The sequence below is a fragment of the Amycolatopsis umgeniensis genome (genome assembly GCF_014205155.1).
Classification (GTDB): Bacteria; Actinomycetota; Actinomycetes; order Mycobacteriales; family Pseudonocardiaceae; genus Amycolatopsis; species Amycolatopsis umgeniensis.
The window spans coordinates 6,934,584-6,950,038 of the sequence record NZ_JACHMX010000001.1 but is presented as its reverse complement, the minus strand read 5'-3'; the positions used below and the strand labels follow the sequence as shown (position 1 = coordinate 6,950,038).

The window sequence follows — 15,455 nt, the reverse complement described above, 5'->3', positions numbered from 1 at the left end:
GCGGGCCAGGTCGGCTATCCCAAGGTGCCTTACGGCTGAGCATGTCCGCGACACCGACTGCGGCCGGGCGGGAGTGGTTACTCGACGCCTCCCGTTCGGCCGCGCCCAACGCCCAACTCTCTCGAGGAGGAGAGAATCATGACCACCGTCATCGACACCCCACCCGCCCAGGCCGAACAGCAACCCGGCCAACGTATACAGAATTACCGCAACGTACTCGGGTGGCCAACCACGATCGACAGCGTCTCCGGCGACGTCTACCTCCAGCTCGGCACCACCGTCGACGCGCTCATCATGCGCGCCGGGACCGGCGCGGAGGTCAACAACTTCCTTGCGCGGCACATGTTGCGTGTGCCCATCATCGTGGTGCCAGGTGATCCCCATGACTGGATTTTCCTTACCCAGCCGCGCACGACCATGCGCATGTCGTCGTGGGGTGACCTGGTGCGCACTCAGATCGGCTGGAAACGGCACGGCGACACTGTCCTGCTTCCCGCGTCGGACAACGTGAAGGAGGGCGTCCGGTGGCTTGAGCGGCCACAACCACACATGACCCTTCCGCCGTGGACCACAGTGGCCGACGCTGCCCGCCGGGTGTCCTCACCGTGCGGGACGTGGTGATCGTGCCGATCGGCTCGTCTGCTCACCTGCACCCGCGGCACGCCATTGTGATCGCCTCCGGGGGTCTGGACTCCACTGTGCTGGCGTACTGGCTAGCACAGCGCGGAGCAAAGCTGACGCTCTTGTGCTTCGACTATGGCCAACGGCACCGGGTCGAGCTGGAATACGCGGCTGAGATCGCGCGACTGCTTGACTGTCCACACGAGATCGTTGACCTGACGATGCTTGGCCGGCTGCTGGCCGGTTCCGCGCTGACCGACGCGGACGTGCCGGTGCCTGACGGCCACTACACCGACGAGTCGATGCGGGCGACGATCGTCCCGAACCGCAACGCGATCATGCTCGACATCGCGGTCTCGTTAGCCGTCGTCCGTAAGGCCGACGTAGTCGCCCTCGGCGTACACGCAGGTGACCACGCCGTCTACCCGGACTGCCGACCGGAGTTCGTCGAGCGCTACGCAGAGGCTACCCGCGTCGCCAATGAAGGATTACTGGACGACGATTTCGAGATCCTCGCCCCGTTTATCGCCCAGAGCAAGACCGACATCGTCCGTATCGGCGCGGCGTTCGGCGTGCCGTTCGAGAAGACGTGGTCGTGCTACCGGGGCGGGACAACGCACTGCGGCACGTGCGGGACCTGCACCGAACGCAAGGAAGCGTTCCAGCAGAACGGCATCCCCGACCCCACCAACTACGGCAGCGTGTGAGGAGTTGACAACGATGGTGGAGGCGGAGTTCGGATCTCCGGGTGGGCCTGGGCGGGGCCGTCGTTCCCAGCGCCACAGCTCGCGCGTGTCGGGTAGCGAGCCGGTAGAGCGTGGCGAGGAGATCGTTCCTGCCGCCCAAGCAACCAGGACGGTAGCGCACCGGGACGCACCCGCGCCAGCGGCCTCGAGCGCAGGACCGCAGTCGCACTCGCTGATGCCGCTGCTGTCCGAGCCCCGTCTGCGCCGCGCGTTACGCCAGTGCGGCCGACAGGCCTCCGCCCCCGGTGCCGACGGCATGACCTGGGGGCGCCTTCGCAGCGAGGCCCACGTGCTGCTGCCGCAACTTGCCCTCGAACTCGCCGAGGGCACCTGGCGGCCCGGGCCTGTCCGGGAGGTGCGACTCCCCACCTATACCGGGAAACAGATGCATACCTTCATCCCCACGGTGCGGGATCGTCTGGTGCACCGCGCGCTGCGCACCGCGCTCGAGCCGGTGCTGGAAGCGACGGCTTTCCGCGACTGGGTGTCGGGATTCCGCCCTCGCCGAAATCGCATCACCTCGTTACGGCAGGCCGCCGTGCATCATCAGGCAGGCCTCCGCTGGGTCGCCGATCTCGACGTCGCGTCGGTGTCCGAAGGCGCGACGGTCGACGAGGTCATCGACTGGCATGCCGAGCACGTCCACGACGGCACCTTCCTGGCCCGCTTGCGTACGGCACTCGCCGCGATGCCGAGCCCGATCGCGGCGGGCTCCGGCCTGGCGCCCATGCTGATCAACCTTCGTTTGTCCCGAGTGGACATACAACTCGCGCGGCTTCGGGTCGTCCGTTTCGCCGACAACTATGCCGCCTTCTCCCCAAGCCGCGAGGAAGCACACGCTGCCTTCTACACGATCAGCGACGCGCTCTCGAGCCTTCGGCTGTGCCCCAACGAGCGCAAGAGCCGCATCCGGAACGACGCCAACGTCGAAGACCTGTTCCTGATCGGCGGCTGAGGCATGCACCTGGAATGGATCAAGATCGCCGGCGGGCTCTGCGCGTTCGGGGACACCGGGCGCCCGGTCAAGGTCCCGACCTTGCTGTGGACACGCACCCCGCTCGCCTACGGACACCTGCCAAGCGAACAGCCTGGTCTCGGGCCGCGGTACCCCATCACCGAGATCAGTCACGCCGAGGCGACCCAGATCGCCGGTCGCCTGGGCGGCCGCCTGCCGCGCTCGGCGGAATGGGAGTGGATGGCCGCCGGACCCGGCCGCCGCCGCTGGCCGTGGGGCGGCGCACCCTGGCAACCGGCGCTCGCGAACCTGCGTGACTCCCTGCACGACACGGTCACCCCGGTCGACACCCATCCCGCCGGAGCCACACCCGAAGGCATGCTCGACGTCGCGGGCAACGTGTGGGAGTGGACCGCCGGCACCACGATGAGCGAGGGAATCGTGATCCGAGGCGGTTCCTACGCCTCGCCACCGTTGTACGCGCAATGCACGTTCCTCAACGCCGCCCCCGCTGAATTGCGCTCGCGTGGCATCGGCATGCGGGTGGTGCGCGAACCATGACCCAGCGGCCGCCCGCTACTCGCGCCCTCGCACCCGACCGCGGCTTGATCATCCTCAACTGCTCCCGGAGGAAGCTTGTCACTGCCGCGCCGGTCGAGGCGCTCGACCTCTACCAGGGCGGATGCGTCCCGAACGCGCGAGAACATTTCGCCGCGGATTCCGCTCGCCGAGCTCGGATCCGGATCCTGTCCGGCGCCCACGGACTGCTGCGTCCTGAGACATTGCTCAGCACCTACGACCAACGGCTCACGACACGGGCTGCGGCGGCGCGCCTGCACGAGCGGACAGTCGCCGCTCAACTGGAAGCCGAACTCGCCGACGCACCGTCGCTGCGGCACGTGCTGATCCTGGTCGAGCCTCTGTACCTGCACGCTCTGCAACGCGTGTTCGACCATCCCGCCCGATTCGGGCAGATCACGATCATCCCGGATCCGAGGGCATGGCACGACGCACTGTCTCACCTCCGAGACTGGGGGTGGGCGTGACCACGCTGCACGAGGAATTACTGCACCGCAACAACTTTCACACCAGCAGCACCCGAAGCTGGGAGGCCGTGTCCGGCATCGGCTGGCACGAGCCCACGCCGTCAGGCCTTCCGCTGGCCGCCATACGCACCCTCTCGGTCGTCATCCCGGCCCACAACGTCGGCTACTGCCTTTCAGCTGTGCTCGACGCCTTGGAAGGCCAGCACCACCGGTACAAGTTCGAGATCATCGTCGTCGACGACGCCAGTACCGACACCACAGCCGCCATCGCCGCCGTGCATCCGATCGTCACCACCGTCTTGCGTATCCCGGAACGCGCGGGCGCGGCCACCGCGCGCAACCTCGGCACCGCGCTCGCCCGCGGGCAAACCGTCCTCTATCTCGACGGCGACATGCTCCTGCCCCCGCACGTGATCACCGACGTCGCCGCCCGCGCGACCGACACCACGGTGCTCGTCGGGTTCCGCCACAACCTCCCCTACGACCTGCACCAGGGCGGGCGCGGAGTGCTGGCCGATCACCCGCAGCTCGCCGCCGACCACCGGGTTGTCTGGCGGCCACCGGTCGGCCGACCGCTGCTCTACACCGGCACCACCCTGGGCACGCCCCTCGACGGCCGCCCGCTGGATCACACCCACGACTTCCTCGACCTCGGCTACGGCCGACGCTATGTCGACTGGGACCTCCCCCGCATGGTCGTCACCGCCCTGGTCGCCGTTCCCCGCACCGCCGTGCTCAACGTCGGAGGGTTCGACCCCGAGTTCGGGCGAATCGGCTGGGGCATGGAAGACACCTACCTCGGCGCGTGCCTGATCGCGGACGGACTGCTGGTCATCCCGCTCCGGCAGGCCGTCGGGTTCCACCTCGACCCCCCGGACGCCGACCAGCAGTGGCAACGCAAACTCGCCAGCTGGCCAGACACCCTCGCCCATTACTGGAACCTCATGCGGCGGCCCGCCCCCACCGGCCGCTCCCAAGCATTCACAGCCGACATGACCGAACTGCTGCACTCCTGCGAGGTACTGCGATGACCCCGTCAACCCCGGCGATGACCACCACGATGCGTACCTTCGCGACGCGAAAGCACGGCAACGAGAGCGTCGTCCATGATCCGCTCACCGGCCTGACCCACCACGCCGGTCTCACGCTCGACTCGGGACGTGTCCGCTTGCCCGGCACCGACGTCGCGTCCTGGACTGAAATCCACCCGGCAGCCGTCCAAACGGACGTGCCGATCAGCGTGTGCTGGTCACCCCTGGTGCGCTGCAACCTGACCTGCCCGTACTGCCTGGATGACAAGTCCATCCTCGAGCTCGGCCGGGCAGAGCGCTACCGCATCGCGAACCTGCTCGCCGAATCCACAGTCCTTGGCGTGGACATCTCCGGCGGCGAACCGCTGCTGCTGCGCGACCTGCCCGAACTAGTCGACGTGCTCGTCGCGGGCGGCTGCGCCGTCAGCGTGACGACCAACGGAACCCACCTGGCCCGCCGCGCCGAAGCCCTGGCCACTCGTGTGGACGCCGTACGGGTGAGCCTGGACGGACCGGACGCCGAACACCACGACCGGTGGCGCGGCGCAGGCAGTTTCGATCACGCCATCGCCGGAATCCGCGCGGCGATCACCCAGGGCATCCCCACGCAGATTCAGGCCGTGCTTCTGCGTTCCACGGCCCTGGCCGGCATCCGAGCGATGGTTGACCTGGCCGCCACCCTCGGAGTGAGCGGGGTGACGTTCCTGCAGATGCTTCCCATCGGAGAAGGCACAGCCCTGGCCGGAACCGAACAGCTGACCGATGACGAAGCTCTCGCACTCCTCGCCGAACTGAGCACCACCGCGGCCGTACCCGTACGTCTGCGTACTCGCGAGGCGGCCGGCGGCTTCACAGTGATCCGCGCCGACGGCCAGATCTGGCGCAACCAGCCGAGCGCACACGCCATCAGCTCCCTCCGCGCCCTGTCCACGGCCAGCGATCTCGCACTGACCACACGGGACGGCTCGGCATGAGCGACTCCGCGGACGACGTCGAAACTGCCTGGCTCGCCAGCACCCGCCCCGCTACGGAGGACAGGCCATGAACACACCTACGAGCGAACAGCTCGACCAGTTCGCGCACGCCCTGGGCGAATTGCTGCGTTCCGCACGGAGAGAACGCGGCTGGACCCGCAAACAGATGGGCGCCGCGATGGGCGCCAACGAAGTCGACCTCTCCGTGCAAACCCTCGCCAGCTATGAACTCGGCACGCGCCGGATATCCGTCGAGCGGCTGATCGAAGTATGCGCCGTGCTGAACAAGCAACCAGACGAGCTACTCCTCAGCGCAACCACCCTCGCCTTCAGCGGCCACTACGGCACTCGCATCACGGTCGACCTCCTTGGCCTCGCGCACACCACTGATCCCAGGTTGCGGTCTCTCCGGCAATGGGCGCGGGTCCGGATCCAGCAGTCCCCGGCGGCAAAGCGGGCCCTGGTCGAAGAGCTCGACGCCACCGCGCTGTCGGCGATGGCCAGCATCGCCGAGACCACCGAGTACGACCTCGTGCAAGCCCTGCAAGAGCTCCGTGCCGCCCACGACCGAGGGTCCCAGCTCGCTGCCGCGCTATCCCCCGCTTTGTAAGGAATACACCGCGAATGACCACAGCACACCGCGACTTCGAACACCACCAGATCTGGCGCGTGACACCAGAGACTCTCCGCGACGCCACCGCGCTCCTGACCGACGCGATCCTGCGTGATCACTCATCGGTCGAGCGCGTCATCGGCCTCGCCAACGGTGGTATCTCGCCCGCCCACCTCATCGCCACCACCCTGGGCATGAACGCACGCATCGTCCGTGCCCGCCACAACACCAGCGATGGCGCCTACCAGCAGGCAACCGGCAAGGTGTCCCTCGATCTCGGCCCGCTGACCCGCGCCCTCAACGGTCAACGGCTCAAGGGCCGTGTGCTGGTGGTGGACGACATCTGCGGCAGCGGCGCCACCCTGCGCCGCGCCCATGACGACCTCGCCCCTTTGCTCGGCCCGGACGCCCAGGTCCTGACCGCGGTCCTGTGCCTCAACACCGGGGCGACCACGCTGCCGGACTACTCGATCTGGACCGTCTCGGATTGGGTCGTATTCCCCTGGGAACAGCCACCCGCCGACAACGACACCACACCGCTGCCGCCGCCCAGGAAGGTCCTCCGCCATGTCTAGCGCGCCCCCGCTGACCGTCGCGTTCGTCCTGGCCTCCTACACCCCGAACGCGCCGGCCGGGATCGAACGCGCCACCGCCGCCCTCGCGCACGGCCTGCGCCAACTCGGCCACCGCAGCCTCATCCTGACCGCCGCCCCGATCGACGCCCAGGACGACACCGTGATGCGGGTGGCCTCGGTAGGCGTCGCCTTTCCCTGCGACGACGACGAACTGCGCGACGCGATCAGCACCCACGGACAGGACGCCCTGCTCGCCGCAGAACTATGCGAGGTGTACCGCGAGCACCGGGTCGACGTCGCCGTCTACACCGACGGCTTATGGGGTCTCGGCAGAGCCGCACCGATCAGCGGCGCGCGCACGGTTCTGGCCATGCACGTCGTCGGGCACGACCAGGACCTCGAGCCCGCCCTGAACCGTGCCGACCTGGTCATCGCACCGTCTCGGGCGGTACTCGACCAGGCCCGCGATCGCGGCTACGACACGCGCGGCTGGCAGGTCGTCCCCAACGCGCTGCTGCACGACCCTGCACCACCACCCGAGTCGCGGCGGGAGGCACTGCGACGGCACGGCCCGATCCGGATCCTGGCCCGGCTCGGACCGGAGAAGAACGTCCGGGCCTTGCTGGACGCCGGACGCTTGGTCGACCGCACGGTCGAAGTGATCGTCGGCGAGGCCGGGTTCGAGGCCACCCTCGGCGGCCAGGCGGCCGAACTGGACCGGTGCCGCTATGCGGCGGCCCACCTCACGCTCGCCACCGTCCACGGCGGCGGCCTCGACTGGGACCGGGTGCCGTCCTGGCTCGCGCAGGCCGCGGTGGTGATCGTGCCCTCGCTGCGCGAGACCTTCGGACTGGTCGCGCTGGAAGCCATGAGCGCCGGGACCCCGGTCGTCGCCTTCGACGTGGGCAATCTGCCCTCCCTGATCGGTACTGGTGACGACGCGGGCGGGGTGGTCATCCCCCGATCGTGGGGCGAACACGGTCTCTGGCGCGCCGCCGAACAGCTCCTCGCAGATCCAGTACGCTACGCACACCTATCCAGGGCTGCGTACTACCGCTCGCGGGACTATCTGCCCACCACAGTCGCCGAGACATTCGTAAAGGCGGTGCGGTGATGCCTGCTGGCGTCCCTTTGCTCCTCGTAGACGGTCACAACCTGCTCTGGCGCGCGGCGTTCGGGTTCCCCGCCGCGATCCTCTCCCGCGACAAAACCCGCGATCTCACCGCCGAGTTCGGGTTCTTCGCCCTGCTCCGCGTCGCGATCCGCGAGGAAATGCCGGAACCGCCGGAGGTCCTCGTCGTGTTCGACGGCGAGCACGGCGCCGCCGACCGCAAGGACAGCGACGCCGACTACAAAGCCAACCGGGTCATCGACGAGGCCGCCCTCAAACCGTTGCGGGCGATCCCGCACGTCCAACGGGCCCTGACCGGCTACAGCATCACCTGGATCGAGATCGAGACCGCCGAAGCCGACGACGTCATCGCCACCCTCGTCGCCACCACCCGAGAACGCGAACCCGGCCGCCGGGTCTGGATCATGTCCGGCGACCGCGACTTCTACCAGCTCGTCGACGAGCACGTCCGCGCGCTCAACACCGTGATGAAGCGGGGCAGGCGGCACATCGGCCCCGCCGAGGTCACCGAACGCTACAACGTCACCCCCGGGCAGTGGCCCGACTTCTGTGCCCTCAAAGGCGACCCCGCGGACAACATCCCTGGCGTGAAAGGGATCGGCGAGGGCACGGCGGCCACGCTCCTGGCGGGCGGGCTGCACCTCGACCAGCTCCCGGACTCCGGACGACTGACCGGCTCGAGGAAGGCCAAGGTCACCGAGACCTGGGACCAAGTACTTGCCTGGCGCGAGCTCATCCGGATGCGCACCGACCTCACGCTCCCGCACCACCCGACCGGTGATCCCACGCGAGAACTGCCCAGGCCCGCTGACGTCATCGACAAGCTCGGGCTCTGGTGAGCGGCGTGCCGTTCACCTCTCCAGCGTCCGTGCTGACTGTGATGGCCCACCCCGACGACGCCGAACTCTGGGCCGGCGGAACCCTCGCACGCTGCTCCGCCTCCACGGCCGCCGTCACCATCGCCGTCCCGCACCACGCCGAACCAGGGCGGGACGCCGAAGCCGCAGCGGGCGCGGCGATCCTGGGGGCCACGCTGAACCAGTACGACCGGCCCACCATGGCGACGCTGCGCGAACTACTGCTCGCCGTCCGGCCCGAGGTCGTCATCACCCACCCGCTGCGCGACGTCCACCCCGACCACCGCGCGCTCGCTGAAACCCTCGTGGCTGCCCTGCCCGACGTCGTCATCACCACTGGGCATCCACGCCGGGTTTACACCGCCGACTCTTACAACAGTCTCACCCTCGACGGCCCTATTCCCGCGCACACGATCATCGACATCACCGATACCTACGACCGAAAGCAGCGTGCTCTCGCGGCGCACGCCTCCCAGCCGATCGCCGACCACTTCGGGCCGATGGCCGAGACACTCGCACGCCTGTGGGGAAGCCGCACCGGCAGGGACTATGCGGAGAACTTCGTGCCGCTGCCGGTACTCGGACGCCTCCCCGCCACCCCTGCCTTGTGATCAGCTGAACCAGCTTCGCATACCGAACAGCCTTATCTATCCACATCGGACGTGACCGCGCTGTGCAGGGCGGAGACGACGTACGACCAGTCGAAGTTGGCCAGGCCGTCCTCGGCGCGCGTAGTGATCGTGTCCGGGTCGAGCAGCGTCACACCGGCCTTCGTCAGTCGAGCGATGCTGTCCGCGTACGCGGGATGGCGGCGAAGGGCGGGTTTTATACACGGAGCCGCGACGATGGGGACTTCGGTGCCGAGCATCTCGTTGAACACGCCCAAGGCGAAAGTATCGCTGATACCTGCCGCCCACTTGTTCACCGAGTTGAAGGTCAGTGGCGCGGCAAGAATGACGTCGGCTCGCGGGAGCGACTTCTCCTTCTGACGAGGCGGCCGCGGGTGTACCCGCGTCACACATCCCGTCTCCGCAGCCAAAGCGTCGAGGTCAACCCACGAGGCGGCCGTCGGTGTCGCGATCACGCACACCGTCCAGCCATCAGCCGACAGGCGGGGAATGAATTCCTCGAGCCGCAACACCGGCGGCGCTGCCGAGACCACCAGATAGAGACACCGTTGAGCAGGGGTCACACCGCGACCCCTGCTCGCACAGCGAGACCCCGCAGAGCGGGCACCTCGACGCGGCGCTCACGGGCCAGCAAATCCGCGATCAGCGATCGTGCGTTCGGGTTTGCTCGAACCAGTTCAGGAGCCACACGCCGCGCCGCGAAGGCCTTTCTCTGAACACCCATGAACGTCACCTTGCCTCGCCAGTCACATGCCACGATAACCAGCAATTGATCAAGTCCGAGGACCCCTCGGCAAGCCACACCCGTTCGGACTACCACACTCCAGCAGACCGGTCGAGAGAGCGCCAACCCGTCACCGCATCGTGCACATCTGTCACGCTACTCCAAATTCAGCGACACAGCTTATAGCACTCAACGCCGCATTAGCGCCCTACGATCGCTCACTACGCGCCCTGGTAACCCATGGCAGCAGGCGTTCTACTGGCGCAGGTGATATATCCGCGAAATCGAGACTGGCGGCCCACGACTCCCTGTTCACATCGCGAATCAATTCTCGCGAACGCAGATTGTTCGCATGACTGCTTCAGGAAGCGCGAACACCGTTCCAAATCAAGGGGCAGGTAGCAAACAAGATATGAAAGGAACGAATTCGATGCACATGCTCGTTTCGGAAGCGCGGCGCGGCAGCGTGGCCAACCTTCCCGTCATCGCCGCTTGCAGACACTCTCGTAACGCACGGACGTCGGCATCAGCACTTGTCACGCTCAACGACGGGCAATCAGTCCGATCGAGAACCACCGTTTGCCACGTATGGAGCGAGCGCCCATGACGTCGACCTTGAAGTTCACAAAAGGGAAGCAGGTCACCGGCGCCGCACGATCCCGCATGGGCTCGGAACTGAAGGAAATGTACGAGCGCGGTTCCAGCATTCGCGCTTTGGTCGAGCTGACTGGCCGATCCTACGGCTTCATTCACCGGCTCTTGCTTGAATCCGGCGTACAGCTGCGCCCGCGCGGCGGCCGCCCCTTCACCCGCCCGCCCAGGCGTAGCACTGAGCGCGTGGCTCGCCAGTCCGGTACCAGGTAGATGCCACGAGCTGTGTTGCGCGGTTACCGCTGGGGCGGCGCCAGCGTGGAGTCTGATCAAGCCGTCGAGCCCGCAGCCCGAGTGACGGCCCGGTTCGAATGTTCACACGGTCACGTGTTCAGCGTGCCCTTCGCGGCAGATGCGGAGCTTCCGCCGCGCTGGAGCTGCCGACAGCATGGACTCGAGGACTGCGCACGGATCCAAGCCGCGGTCGACGACTCGATCGGGGGCGGTGAGGCCAAGCCGCCTCGGACGCACCTGGTCATCCTGCAGGAGCGGCGCACCGTAGCCCAGTTGGAGGTCCTGCTCGCCGAGGCTCTGACGGCGATCCGCCGGCAGGGAGGTCCGCAGCCTGGCTGTGTACACATCGGAGACAGACCGTACTCATTCAGCTACGGCAGCTGACCGCGTGGCCCACCTGGCCATCGCATGAACCCGACCTGGTGAACACCGTCCCAGCGGCTACGCCCTAGGCGTCGCCCACTTCCCTGCTCAGGGTGAGCAACGCGCTGTCCACGCCTCGTCGACGCCTCATTGGCGCTCTGGATAGCGCCAGCTATCCGTCGTTGACTGTCGTGGTGTGCGGCGGAAGACATCTCCCGCCCCTCGATCTTCCGCCGCACGCCACAGACATCTTCCGCTTACTACGGCACTCACGTGAAAGGATTCGACTCTCACGATGCACGACACGGAGGCAAACGGGCAGATCCACTCCGACCAGGGGAAGTTCGCGGTGGCCGCTGTCGCGACGCCAGCCCATCAGATCAGCATCAAGCACACTTTCGAAACCGCGCATCGGTTACCGCAGTTGCGGGGCAAGTGCACCAGCCTGCATGGCCATTCCTGGCGGGTCACGGCGTCCGTGTCTGCTCCTGCTCTGAGCAGCGACGGGACAGTCGTGGAGTTCGGCGCTCTCAAGGCCCGAGTCCGGCAGTGGATCGACACCCACCTTGATCACGGAACCATGCTCGGCATCCGGGATCCGCTCGCGCTGCCTTTGTACACCGCGGGATCCAAAGTCTTTCGCTTCGGCGCCGACGACAGGGAGGCGGTCAGCGATGAGGAACGGCTGGCCTCCGACTTGCCCTGGCCGACTGTCGAAGCAGTAGCAGTGCTGCTTCGACGAGTGAGCCAAGCCGTGCTCATCGCGCTGCCCTGCGCTCCCAAAGCCTCGATCGGACGGGTATTCGTCCGTGAAACGCATCTCAACACAGCGGCCTACGGCCCGGCGGACGCGCTGTGAAGCCACCCACTGTGCCCGATCCAGACCGCGACCTGGTGGTCAACGAAACCTTCGGCCCCACCTTCCAAGGTGAAGGACCGAGCACTGGCCGGTACGCGCACTTCATCCGCCTCTTCGGCTGTCACCTGTCGTGCACGTGGTGCGACACCCCACAAACCCATGACCCGAACCGATACGACCTCAGGGCCGAGCAGCGAATTCTCTCGATCGACGACATCCTGTCCTGGCTCGCCGCCGCTCCGGTCGACCTGCTGATTATCACAGGCGGCGAGCCGTTGCTACAACCGCGCGCCCTGGAACGGCTACTGCACGCGATCCGCGACCGCGCCCTCGCCACCGAAGTCGAGATCGAGACCTCCGGCACTATCCCGCCCACGGACCTGCTCACCGCGGCGGCGACACGATTCAACGTCTCGCCGAAGCTCGCGCATTCTGGGTTGCGCCGACATCAGCGCATTCGCCCAGCGGTGCTGCGCCATTTCGCCGGCACCAGGAAGGCCGTCTGGAAGTTCGTTGTCCAAGAGACCGACGACTTGGACGAGGTCCAAGAGCTGGTGGGGACCTACGACCTGCACCCCGTCTGGATCATGCCGGAGGGCACCGACAGCTCCACCGTGCTGACACGGATGCGGCTGCTGGCTGAGCCCGTGCTGTCGCGTCGCTGGCACCTGTCTCCCCGGCTTCACACGCTGTTGTGGGAGAACGATCGCGGCCGCTAATACCGGCAATTCTCTTCTCAGCAAGCAAGTAGGGCACCTCCCGGCGATACCGCCGAGAACACGAAGTCTGAGGAATCACATGGCGCTGCGGCTTGACCTCACGTCGGCACTCTCCAGGGCCCACACCGCGATGGACCTCGCTGTGGAGCACGTGCTTGGCCACCGTCCCCGTCAGATCCGTTACAAAGGTGACCGCGACCCCGTTTCGGATGTCGATGAGACCGTCGAGCGGCTCGTACACCAGTTCTTGGCAACCGACGACGACGCCGACACAGGTTTCCTTGGTGAAGAGACCGGCCCGATCGGAAATCGTGACACCTACTGGGTCCTCGATCCCATCGACGGCACGATCAACCACCAGCACGGCAACCCACTCTGCGCGATCGCACTCGGCCTGGTCCACAACGGACAACCCGCGCTCGGGGTCATCGCCCTGCCCCTTCTCGGGCACCGGTACTCGGCCGCTGAGAGTGGCGGAGCCTTTCGTGACGACGAGCCGATCACACCCTCAAGCACCGACAGGCTGGACAAAGCCTTGATCGGTTTCGGCGACTACGGCAGCGGTACCGACGCGGGTCTACGTGACGTCCTGTGCGCCTCCCTGGACCGCTCCTTCACCGCACGCGCACAGGGACTTCGCCGATACGGATCCACCGCACTCGACTTGGTCTGGGTCGCCGACGGAACCCTCGACGCCTGCGTTCTGCTCGGCAACCGCACCTGGGACACCGCGGCCGGCGCCGTCATCGCCCGTGAGGCCGGAGCTCTCGTTCTCGACTCCGACGCCACTCCACACTCCGTGCATTCCCGTTGCGCCGTGGCCGTCACTCCAGGACTGTCCAAGGACGTGATGCCCCTCTTACGCCTCCTCCGGGGAAGCTCGTTTTGGCCCAGCAGCAACAAGGCCGACCTAGATCGTCTCGCCTCCACAACGCACATCGGCGCTGAACCGTTGAGCCACGACTTCCCGTGAAAAACAACGCGAACAACAAATCCCTCTCCCAGGAAGCCCGTCTAGGCAACCCCTCGGCCGCACCCAGCGCGTGCAGGACCGTCGAGCCCCTGTGCACCCGCGCCGTACACAGCCCAGAACCACCCGTGATTCGCGACTGAATGCGTGCCTGATGCCCCAAAACAACCGGACTGGCGATGAACCCGGCCCTGCATGTGGACCTCGCGGGCGTCCTGCTGGTGGCTGGCGCGGTTCTTGCCCTGCGAGCCCGCGCCCGCCATCGACGTCGGCGCTGGAACGCCCGCCCAGACTCCGTAGCGGGTATCACCGAACGCATTTCGGCCGAGAACCAACAACCTCACCTGGCCTGGCCCAGAGCCGACCGCGACCTCCGGCGGACTACGGCCGATCACGACCAGCCGACTCTCCGCTTTCCCCGCATTCGTCAGCCGAGGACACAGCAAAAACCACGATCCCGCTAGCAACGACGTCCGCACGTTCGGGCAAGACGGCGAGCTGGGCGGGCCTTTACTCGCCGGGCCTAGCACACCCCGGACGTGCCCCGCCTGCCACAGGTAGCAACTCCTCAACGCACGGTTCACACCCCTTCATCGACAGGAAGACGCACCTTGCTCAGAAAGACTTGGTCGTTCGCAGCCACCGCGGCGGTGGGCATCGCCACCACGCTGGCCGCCCCTACGGCGACGGCCGTTCCCGCCACACCACCGCCACCGATCGAGCCGACGCTGATCGGTGGCCACCCGGCCGCGATCGCGCCGCCGGGGATCACCTCGCTGCAGTACGACGCACCGGACCACGGGGAGCAGTACGTCGACTACCACACCTGCGGCGCCGCCCTGGTGTTCCGCGGCTGGGTGTTCACCGCCGCGCACTGCGTCACCGACCCACCCACCGAAGCGACAGCCCGAGCGACGGCCATCCAGTGGTTCAACGCCGACCCTGCACCGATCCCGACCGCAGACAAGGCCTTCCACGTCCGGGTCGGCAGCCTCGACCGGCTCGCCGGTGGCGAGACCGCCACAGTGAGCAAGATCGTGATCCACCCCGGCTGGCAATGGGGCAAGGGCGCGCCCAAGAAGACTTTCGATGGCGCGATGCTCAAACTTGATCATTTGACCCAGCAACCGACCGCGCAACTCGCCCGCGACGCCGCCCGACGTGGCGACACGATCTCCGTATACGGCTGGGGCGTGACCGAGCCCGACAGCACCCGCTCAGGACTGCCGAGGCACCTGCAGCAACTCGACACTCGTGTCACCGCGCCGTCGCGCTGCGCGGCCGCGTTCCTGTCCGCCGGCGAATTCTGCGGCGACAATCCCAGCGACACCGACGGCAGCTGCTACGGAGACTCCGGGACACCCGCGCTGGCCACGATCAACGGCATCCCCCAGCTCGTCGGGACCGCCAGCCGCTCGGCCGACCCCAGGTTCTGCGGAACCCAGCCCGACGTCTTCACCAGTGACCCGGAGCTGCGGGACTGGATCTATCACGTCGCCCGCACCGGCAACGCCACCTAGCAATCGGCCTGGGGTGCCGCCTCGTCGTACGCGTGAGGCGGCGCCCCCGGGTTTGAGACATTTCAGCGCCGAATGAACGGCTCAACCAGAACATCACCAGTCACCGTCACTTGCATCCGGGGCCGTCATGGGTAGCCAGAACGCGCACACCGCGTCGTCACACCGCCGCCGGAACCTACGCCCGCCACCGGGGCTGAGCGTCCGCTACCAGGCCGGCGCCAGCCTCCGCGAGCTCG

At 67.2% G+C, this 15,455-nt stretch carries 19 protein-coding genes; 18 read left to right on the top strand and 1 reads right to left on the bottom strand.

The genetic code is table 11. The annotated features are described in order from the left end of the window. The first annotated feature begins 138 nt into the window (after positions 1–138). The 12 genes from HDA45_RS32360 to HDA45_RS32305 all read left to right on the top strand — a co-directional run bounded on the left by HDA45_RS32360 (position 139) and on the right by HDA45_RS32305 (position 9,161). The gene (locus tag HDA45_RS32360) at positions 139–621 is read left to right on the top strand and encodes a hypothetical protein (protein ID WP_184901756.1); all 483 of its coding nucleotides are present in this window, start codon (positions 139–141) and stop codon (positions 619–621) included. Continuing rightward, positions 621–1,328: a 7-cyano-7-deazaguanine synthase QueC gene (queC, locus tag HDA45_RS32355; protein ID WP_184906275.1), complete on the top strand. Its 708-nt coding sequence runs from the start codon at positions 621–623 to the stop codon at positions 1,326–1,328. Before HDA45_RS32360 ends, queC begins: the two co-directional genes overlap by 1 nt. A gap of 214 nt (positions 1,329–1,542) precedes the next feature. Then, positions 1,543–2,322 carry a reverse transcriptase domain-containing protein gene (locus HDA45_RS32350; protein WP_184901754.1) on the top strand — a complete coding sequence of 260 codons (780 nt, stop codon included), beginning with the start codon at positions 1,543–1,545 and terminating at the stop codon, positions 2,320–2,322. A gap of 3 nt (positions 2,323–2,325) precedes the next feature. After that, positions 2,326–2,883 (top strand): formylglycine-generating enzyme family protein, encoded by a 558-nt coding sequence (locus HDA45_RS32345; RefSeq protein WP_184901752.1) that lies wholly within the window; start codon positions 2,326–2,328, stop codon positions 2,881–2,883. Further along, a complete protein-coding gene (locus tag HDA45_RS32340; protein WP_184901750.1) occupies positions 2,880–3,368 on the top strand; it encodes a DUF6884 domain-containing protein in 489 nt (162 codons plus the stop codon). Before HDA45_RS32345 ends, HDA45_RS32340 begins: the two co-directional genes overlap by 4 nt. Then, positions 3,365–4,399 (top strand): glycosyltransferase family 2 protein, encoded by a 1,035-nt coding sequence (locus HDA45_RS32335; protein WP_343072205.1) that lies wholly within the window; start codon positions 3,365–3,367, stop codon positions 4,397–4,399. The genes HDA45_RS32340 and HDA45_RS32335 overlap by 4 nt, the downstream gene beginning before the upstream one ends. Positions 4,400–4,416: 17 nt before the next feature. Further along, complete coding sequence (locus tag HDA45_RS32330; RefSeq protein WP_246480859.1) at positions 4,417–5,373, top strand: radical SAM protein; 957 nt, start codon at positions 4,417–4,419, stop codon at positions 5,371–5,373. A gap of 67 nt (positions 5,374–5,440) precedes the next feature. After that, positions 5,441–5,983 (top strand): helix-turn-helix domain-containing protein, encoded by a 543-nt coding sequence (locus HDA45_RS32325; protein ID WP_184901746.1) that lies wholly within the window; start codon positions 5,441–5,443, stop codon positions 5,981–5,983. A gap of 14 nt (positions 5,984–5,997) precedes the next feature. Then, the gene (locus tag HDA45_RS32320; RefSeq protein ID WP_184901744.1) at positions 5,998–6,561 is read left to right on the top strand and encodes a phosphoribosyltransferase; all 564 of its coding nucleotides are present in this window, start codon (positions 5,998–6,000) and stop codon (positions 6,559–6,561) included. Further along, a complete protein-coding gene (locus HDA45_RS32315) occupies positions 6,554–7,675 on the top strand; it encodes a glycosyltransferase family 4 protein (RefSeq protein ID WP_184901742.1) in 1,122 nt (373 codons plus the stop codon). Before HDA45_RS32320 ends, HDA45_RS32315 begins: the two co-directional genes overlap by 8 nt. Further along, the gene (locus HDA45_RS32310) at positions 7,675–8,532 is read left to right on the top strand and encodes a 5'-3' exonuclease (protein WP_184901740.1); all 858 of its coding nucleotides are present in this window, start codon (positions 7,675–7,677) and stop codon (positions 8,530–8,532) included. Before HDA45_RS32315 ends, HDA45_RS32310 begins: the two co-directional genes overlap by 1 nt. Before the next feature lie 41 nt (positions 8,533–8,573). Further along, positions 8,574–9,161, top strand: coding sequence for a PIG-L deacetylase family protein (locus HDA45_RS32305; RefSeq protein WP_221471301.1), 588 nt, complete (start codon positions 8,574–8,576; stop codon positions 9,159–9,161). 32 nt (positions 9,162–9,193) lie between these two features. Here the strand turns inward: HDA45_RS32305 and HDA45_RS32300 are convergent, their stop codons facing one another. Further along, positions 9,194–9,712 carry a flavoprotein gene (locus HDA45_RS32300; protein ID WP_343072204.1) on the bottom strand — a complete coding sequence of 173 codons (519 nt, stop codon included), beginning with the start codon at positions 9,710–9,712 and terminating at the stop codon, positions 9,194–9,196. A gap of 794 nt (positions 9,713–10,506) precedes the next feature. On the opposite strand from HDA45_RS32300, the gene HDA45_RS32295 reads away from it, so the two are divergent. The 6 genes from HDA45_RS32295 to HDA45_RS32270 all read left to right on the top strand — a co-directional run bounded on the left by HDA45_RS32295 (position 10,507) and on the right by HDA45_RS32270 (position 15,219). Continuing rightward, on the top strand, positions 10,507–10,767 hold the full coding sequence (locus HDA45_RS32295; RefSeq protein WP_184901734.1) for a helix-turn-helix domain-containing protein: 261 nt from the start codon (positions 10,507–10,509) through the stop codon (positions 10,765–10,767). Then, complete coding sequence (locus HDA45_RS32290; RefSeq protein WP_184901732.1) at positions 10,768–11,172, top strand: RNA polymerase-binding protein RbpA; 405 nt, start codon at positions 10,768–10,770, stop codon at positions 11,170–11,172. 274 nt (positions 11,173–11,446) lie between these two features. Then, entirely contained in the window at positions 11,447–12,010 is a 564-nt protein-coding gene (locus tag HDA45_RS32285; RefSeq protein WP_184901730.1) for a 6-pyruvoyl trahydropterin synthase family protein, read from the top strand. Between the two features lie 11 nt (positions 12,011–12,021). Beyond that, positions 12,022–12,729, top strand: a complete 708-nt coding sequence (locus HDA45_RS32280; RefSeq protein WP_378316972.1) for a 7-carboxy-7-deazaguanine synthase QueE — start codon at positions 12,022–12,024, stop codon at positions 12,727–12,729. A gap of 79 nt (positions 12,730–12,808) precedes the next feature. After that, entirely contained in the window at positions 12,809–13,702 is an 894-nt protein-coding gene (locus HDA45_RS32275) for an inositol monophosphatase family protein (protein WP_184901726.1), read from the top strand. 608 nt (positions 13,703–14,310) lie between these two features. Further along, positions 14,311–15,219, top strand: coding sequence for a S1 family peptidase (locus HDA45_RS32270; RefSeq protein ID WP_221471300.1), 909 nt, complete (start codon positions 14,311–14,313; stop codon positions 15,217–15,219). Positions 15,220–15,455: the final 236 nt, after the last annotated feature.

Bases quoted from the DNA above. Each gene is read 5' to 3' on its own strand.
- HDA45_RS32360 (WP_184901756.1), top strand. From the start codon at position 139: ATGACCACCGTCATCGACACCCCACCCGCCCAGGCCGAACAGCAACCC.
- HDA45_RS32350 (WP_184901754.1), top strand. From the start codon at position 1,543: ATGCCGCTGCTGTCCGAGCCCCGTCTGCGCCGCGCGTTACGCCAGTGC.
- HDA45_RS32345 (WP_184901752.1), top strand. From the start codon at position 2,326: ATGCACCTGGAATGGATCAAGATCGCCGGCGGGCTCTGCGCGTTCGGG.
- HDA45_RS32340 (WP_184901750.1), top strand. From the start codon at position 2,880: ATGACCCAGCGGCCGCCCGCTACTCGCGCCCTCGCACCCGACCGCGGC.
- HDA45_RS32330 (WP_246480859.1), top strand. From the start codon at position 4,417: ATGACCACCACGATGCGTACCTTCGCGACGCGAAAGCACGGCAACGAG.
- HDA45_RS32325 (WP_184901746.1), top strand. From the start codon at position 5,441: ATGAACACACCTACGAGCGAACAGCTCGACCAGTTCGCGCACGCCCTG.
- HDA45_RS32320 (WP_184901744.1), top strand. From the start codon at position 5,998: ATGACCACAGCACACCGCGACTTCGAACACCACCAGATCTGGCGCGTG.
- HDA45_RS32315 (WP_184901742.1), top strand. From the start codon at position 6,554: ATGTCTAGCGCGCCCCCGCTGACCGTCGCGTTCGTCCTGGCCTCCTAC.
- HDA45_RS32310 (WP_184901740.1), top strand. From the start codon at position 7,675: ATGCCTGCTGGCGTCCCTTTGCTCCTCGTAGACGGTCACAACCTGCTC.
- HDA45_RS32305 (WP_221471301.1), top strand. From the start codon at position 8,574: ATGGCCCACCCCGACGACGCCGAACTCTGGGCCGGCGGAACCCTCGCA.
- HDA45_RS32295 (WP_184901734.1), top strand. From the start codon at position 10,507: ATGACGTCGACCTTGAAGTTCACAAAAGGGAAGCAGGTCACCGGCGCC.
- HDA45_RS32290 (WP_184901732.1), top strand. From the start codon at position 10,768: ATGCCACGAGCTGTGTTGCGCGGTTACCGCTGGGGCGGCGCCAGCGTG.
- HDA45_RS32285 (WP_184901730.1), top strand. From the start codon at position 11,447: ATGCACGACACGGAGGCAAACGGGCAGATCCACTCCGACCAGGGGAAG.
- HDA45_RS32275 (WP_184901726.1), top strand. From the start codon at position 12,809: ATGGCGCTGCGGCTTGACCTCACGTCGGCACTCTCCAGGGCCCACACC.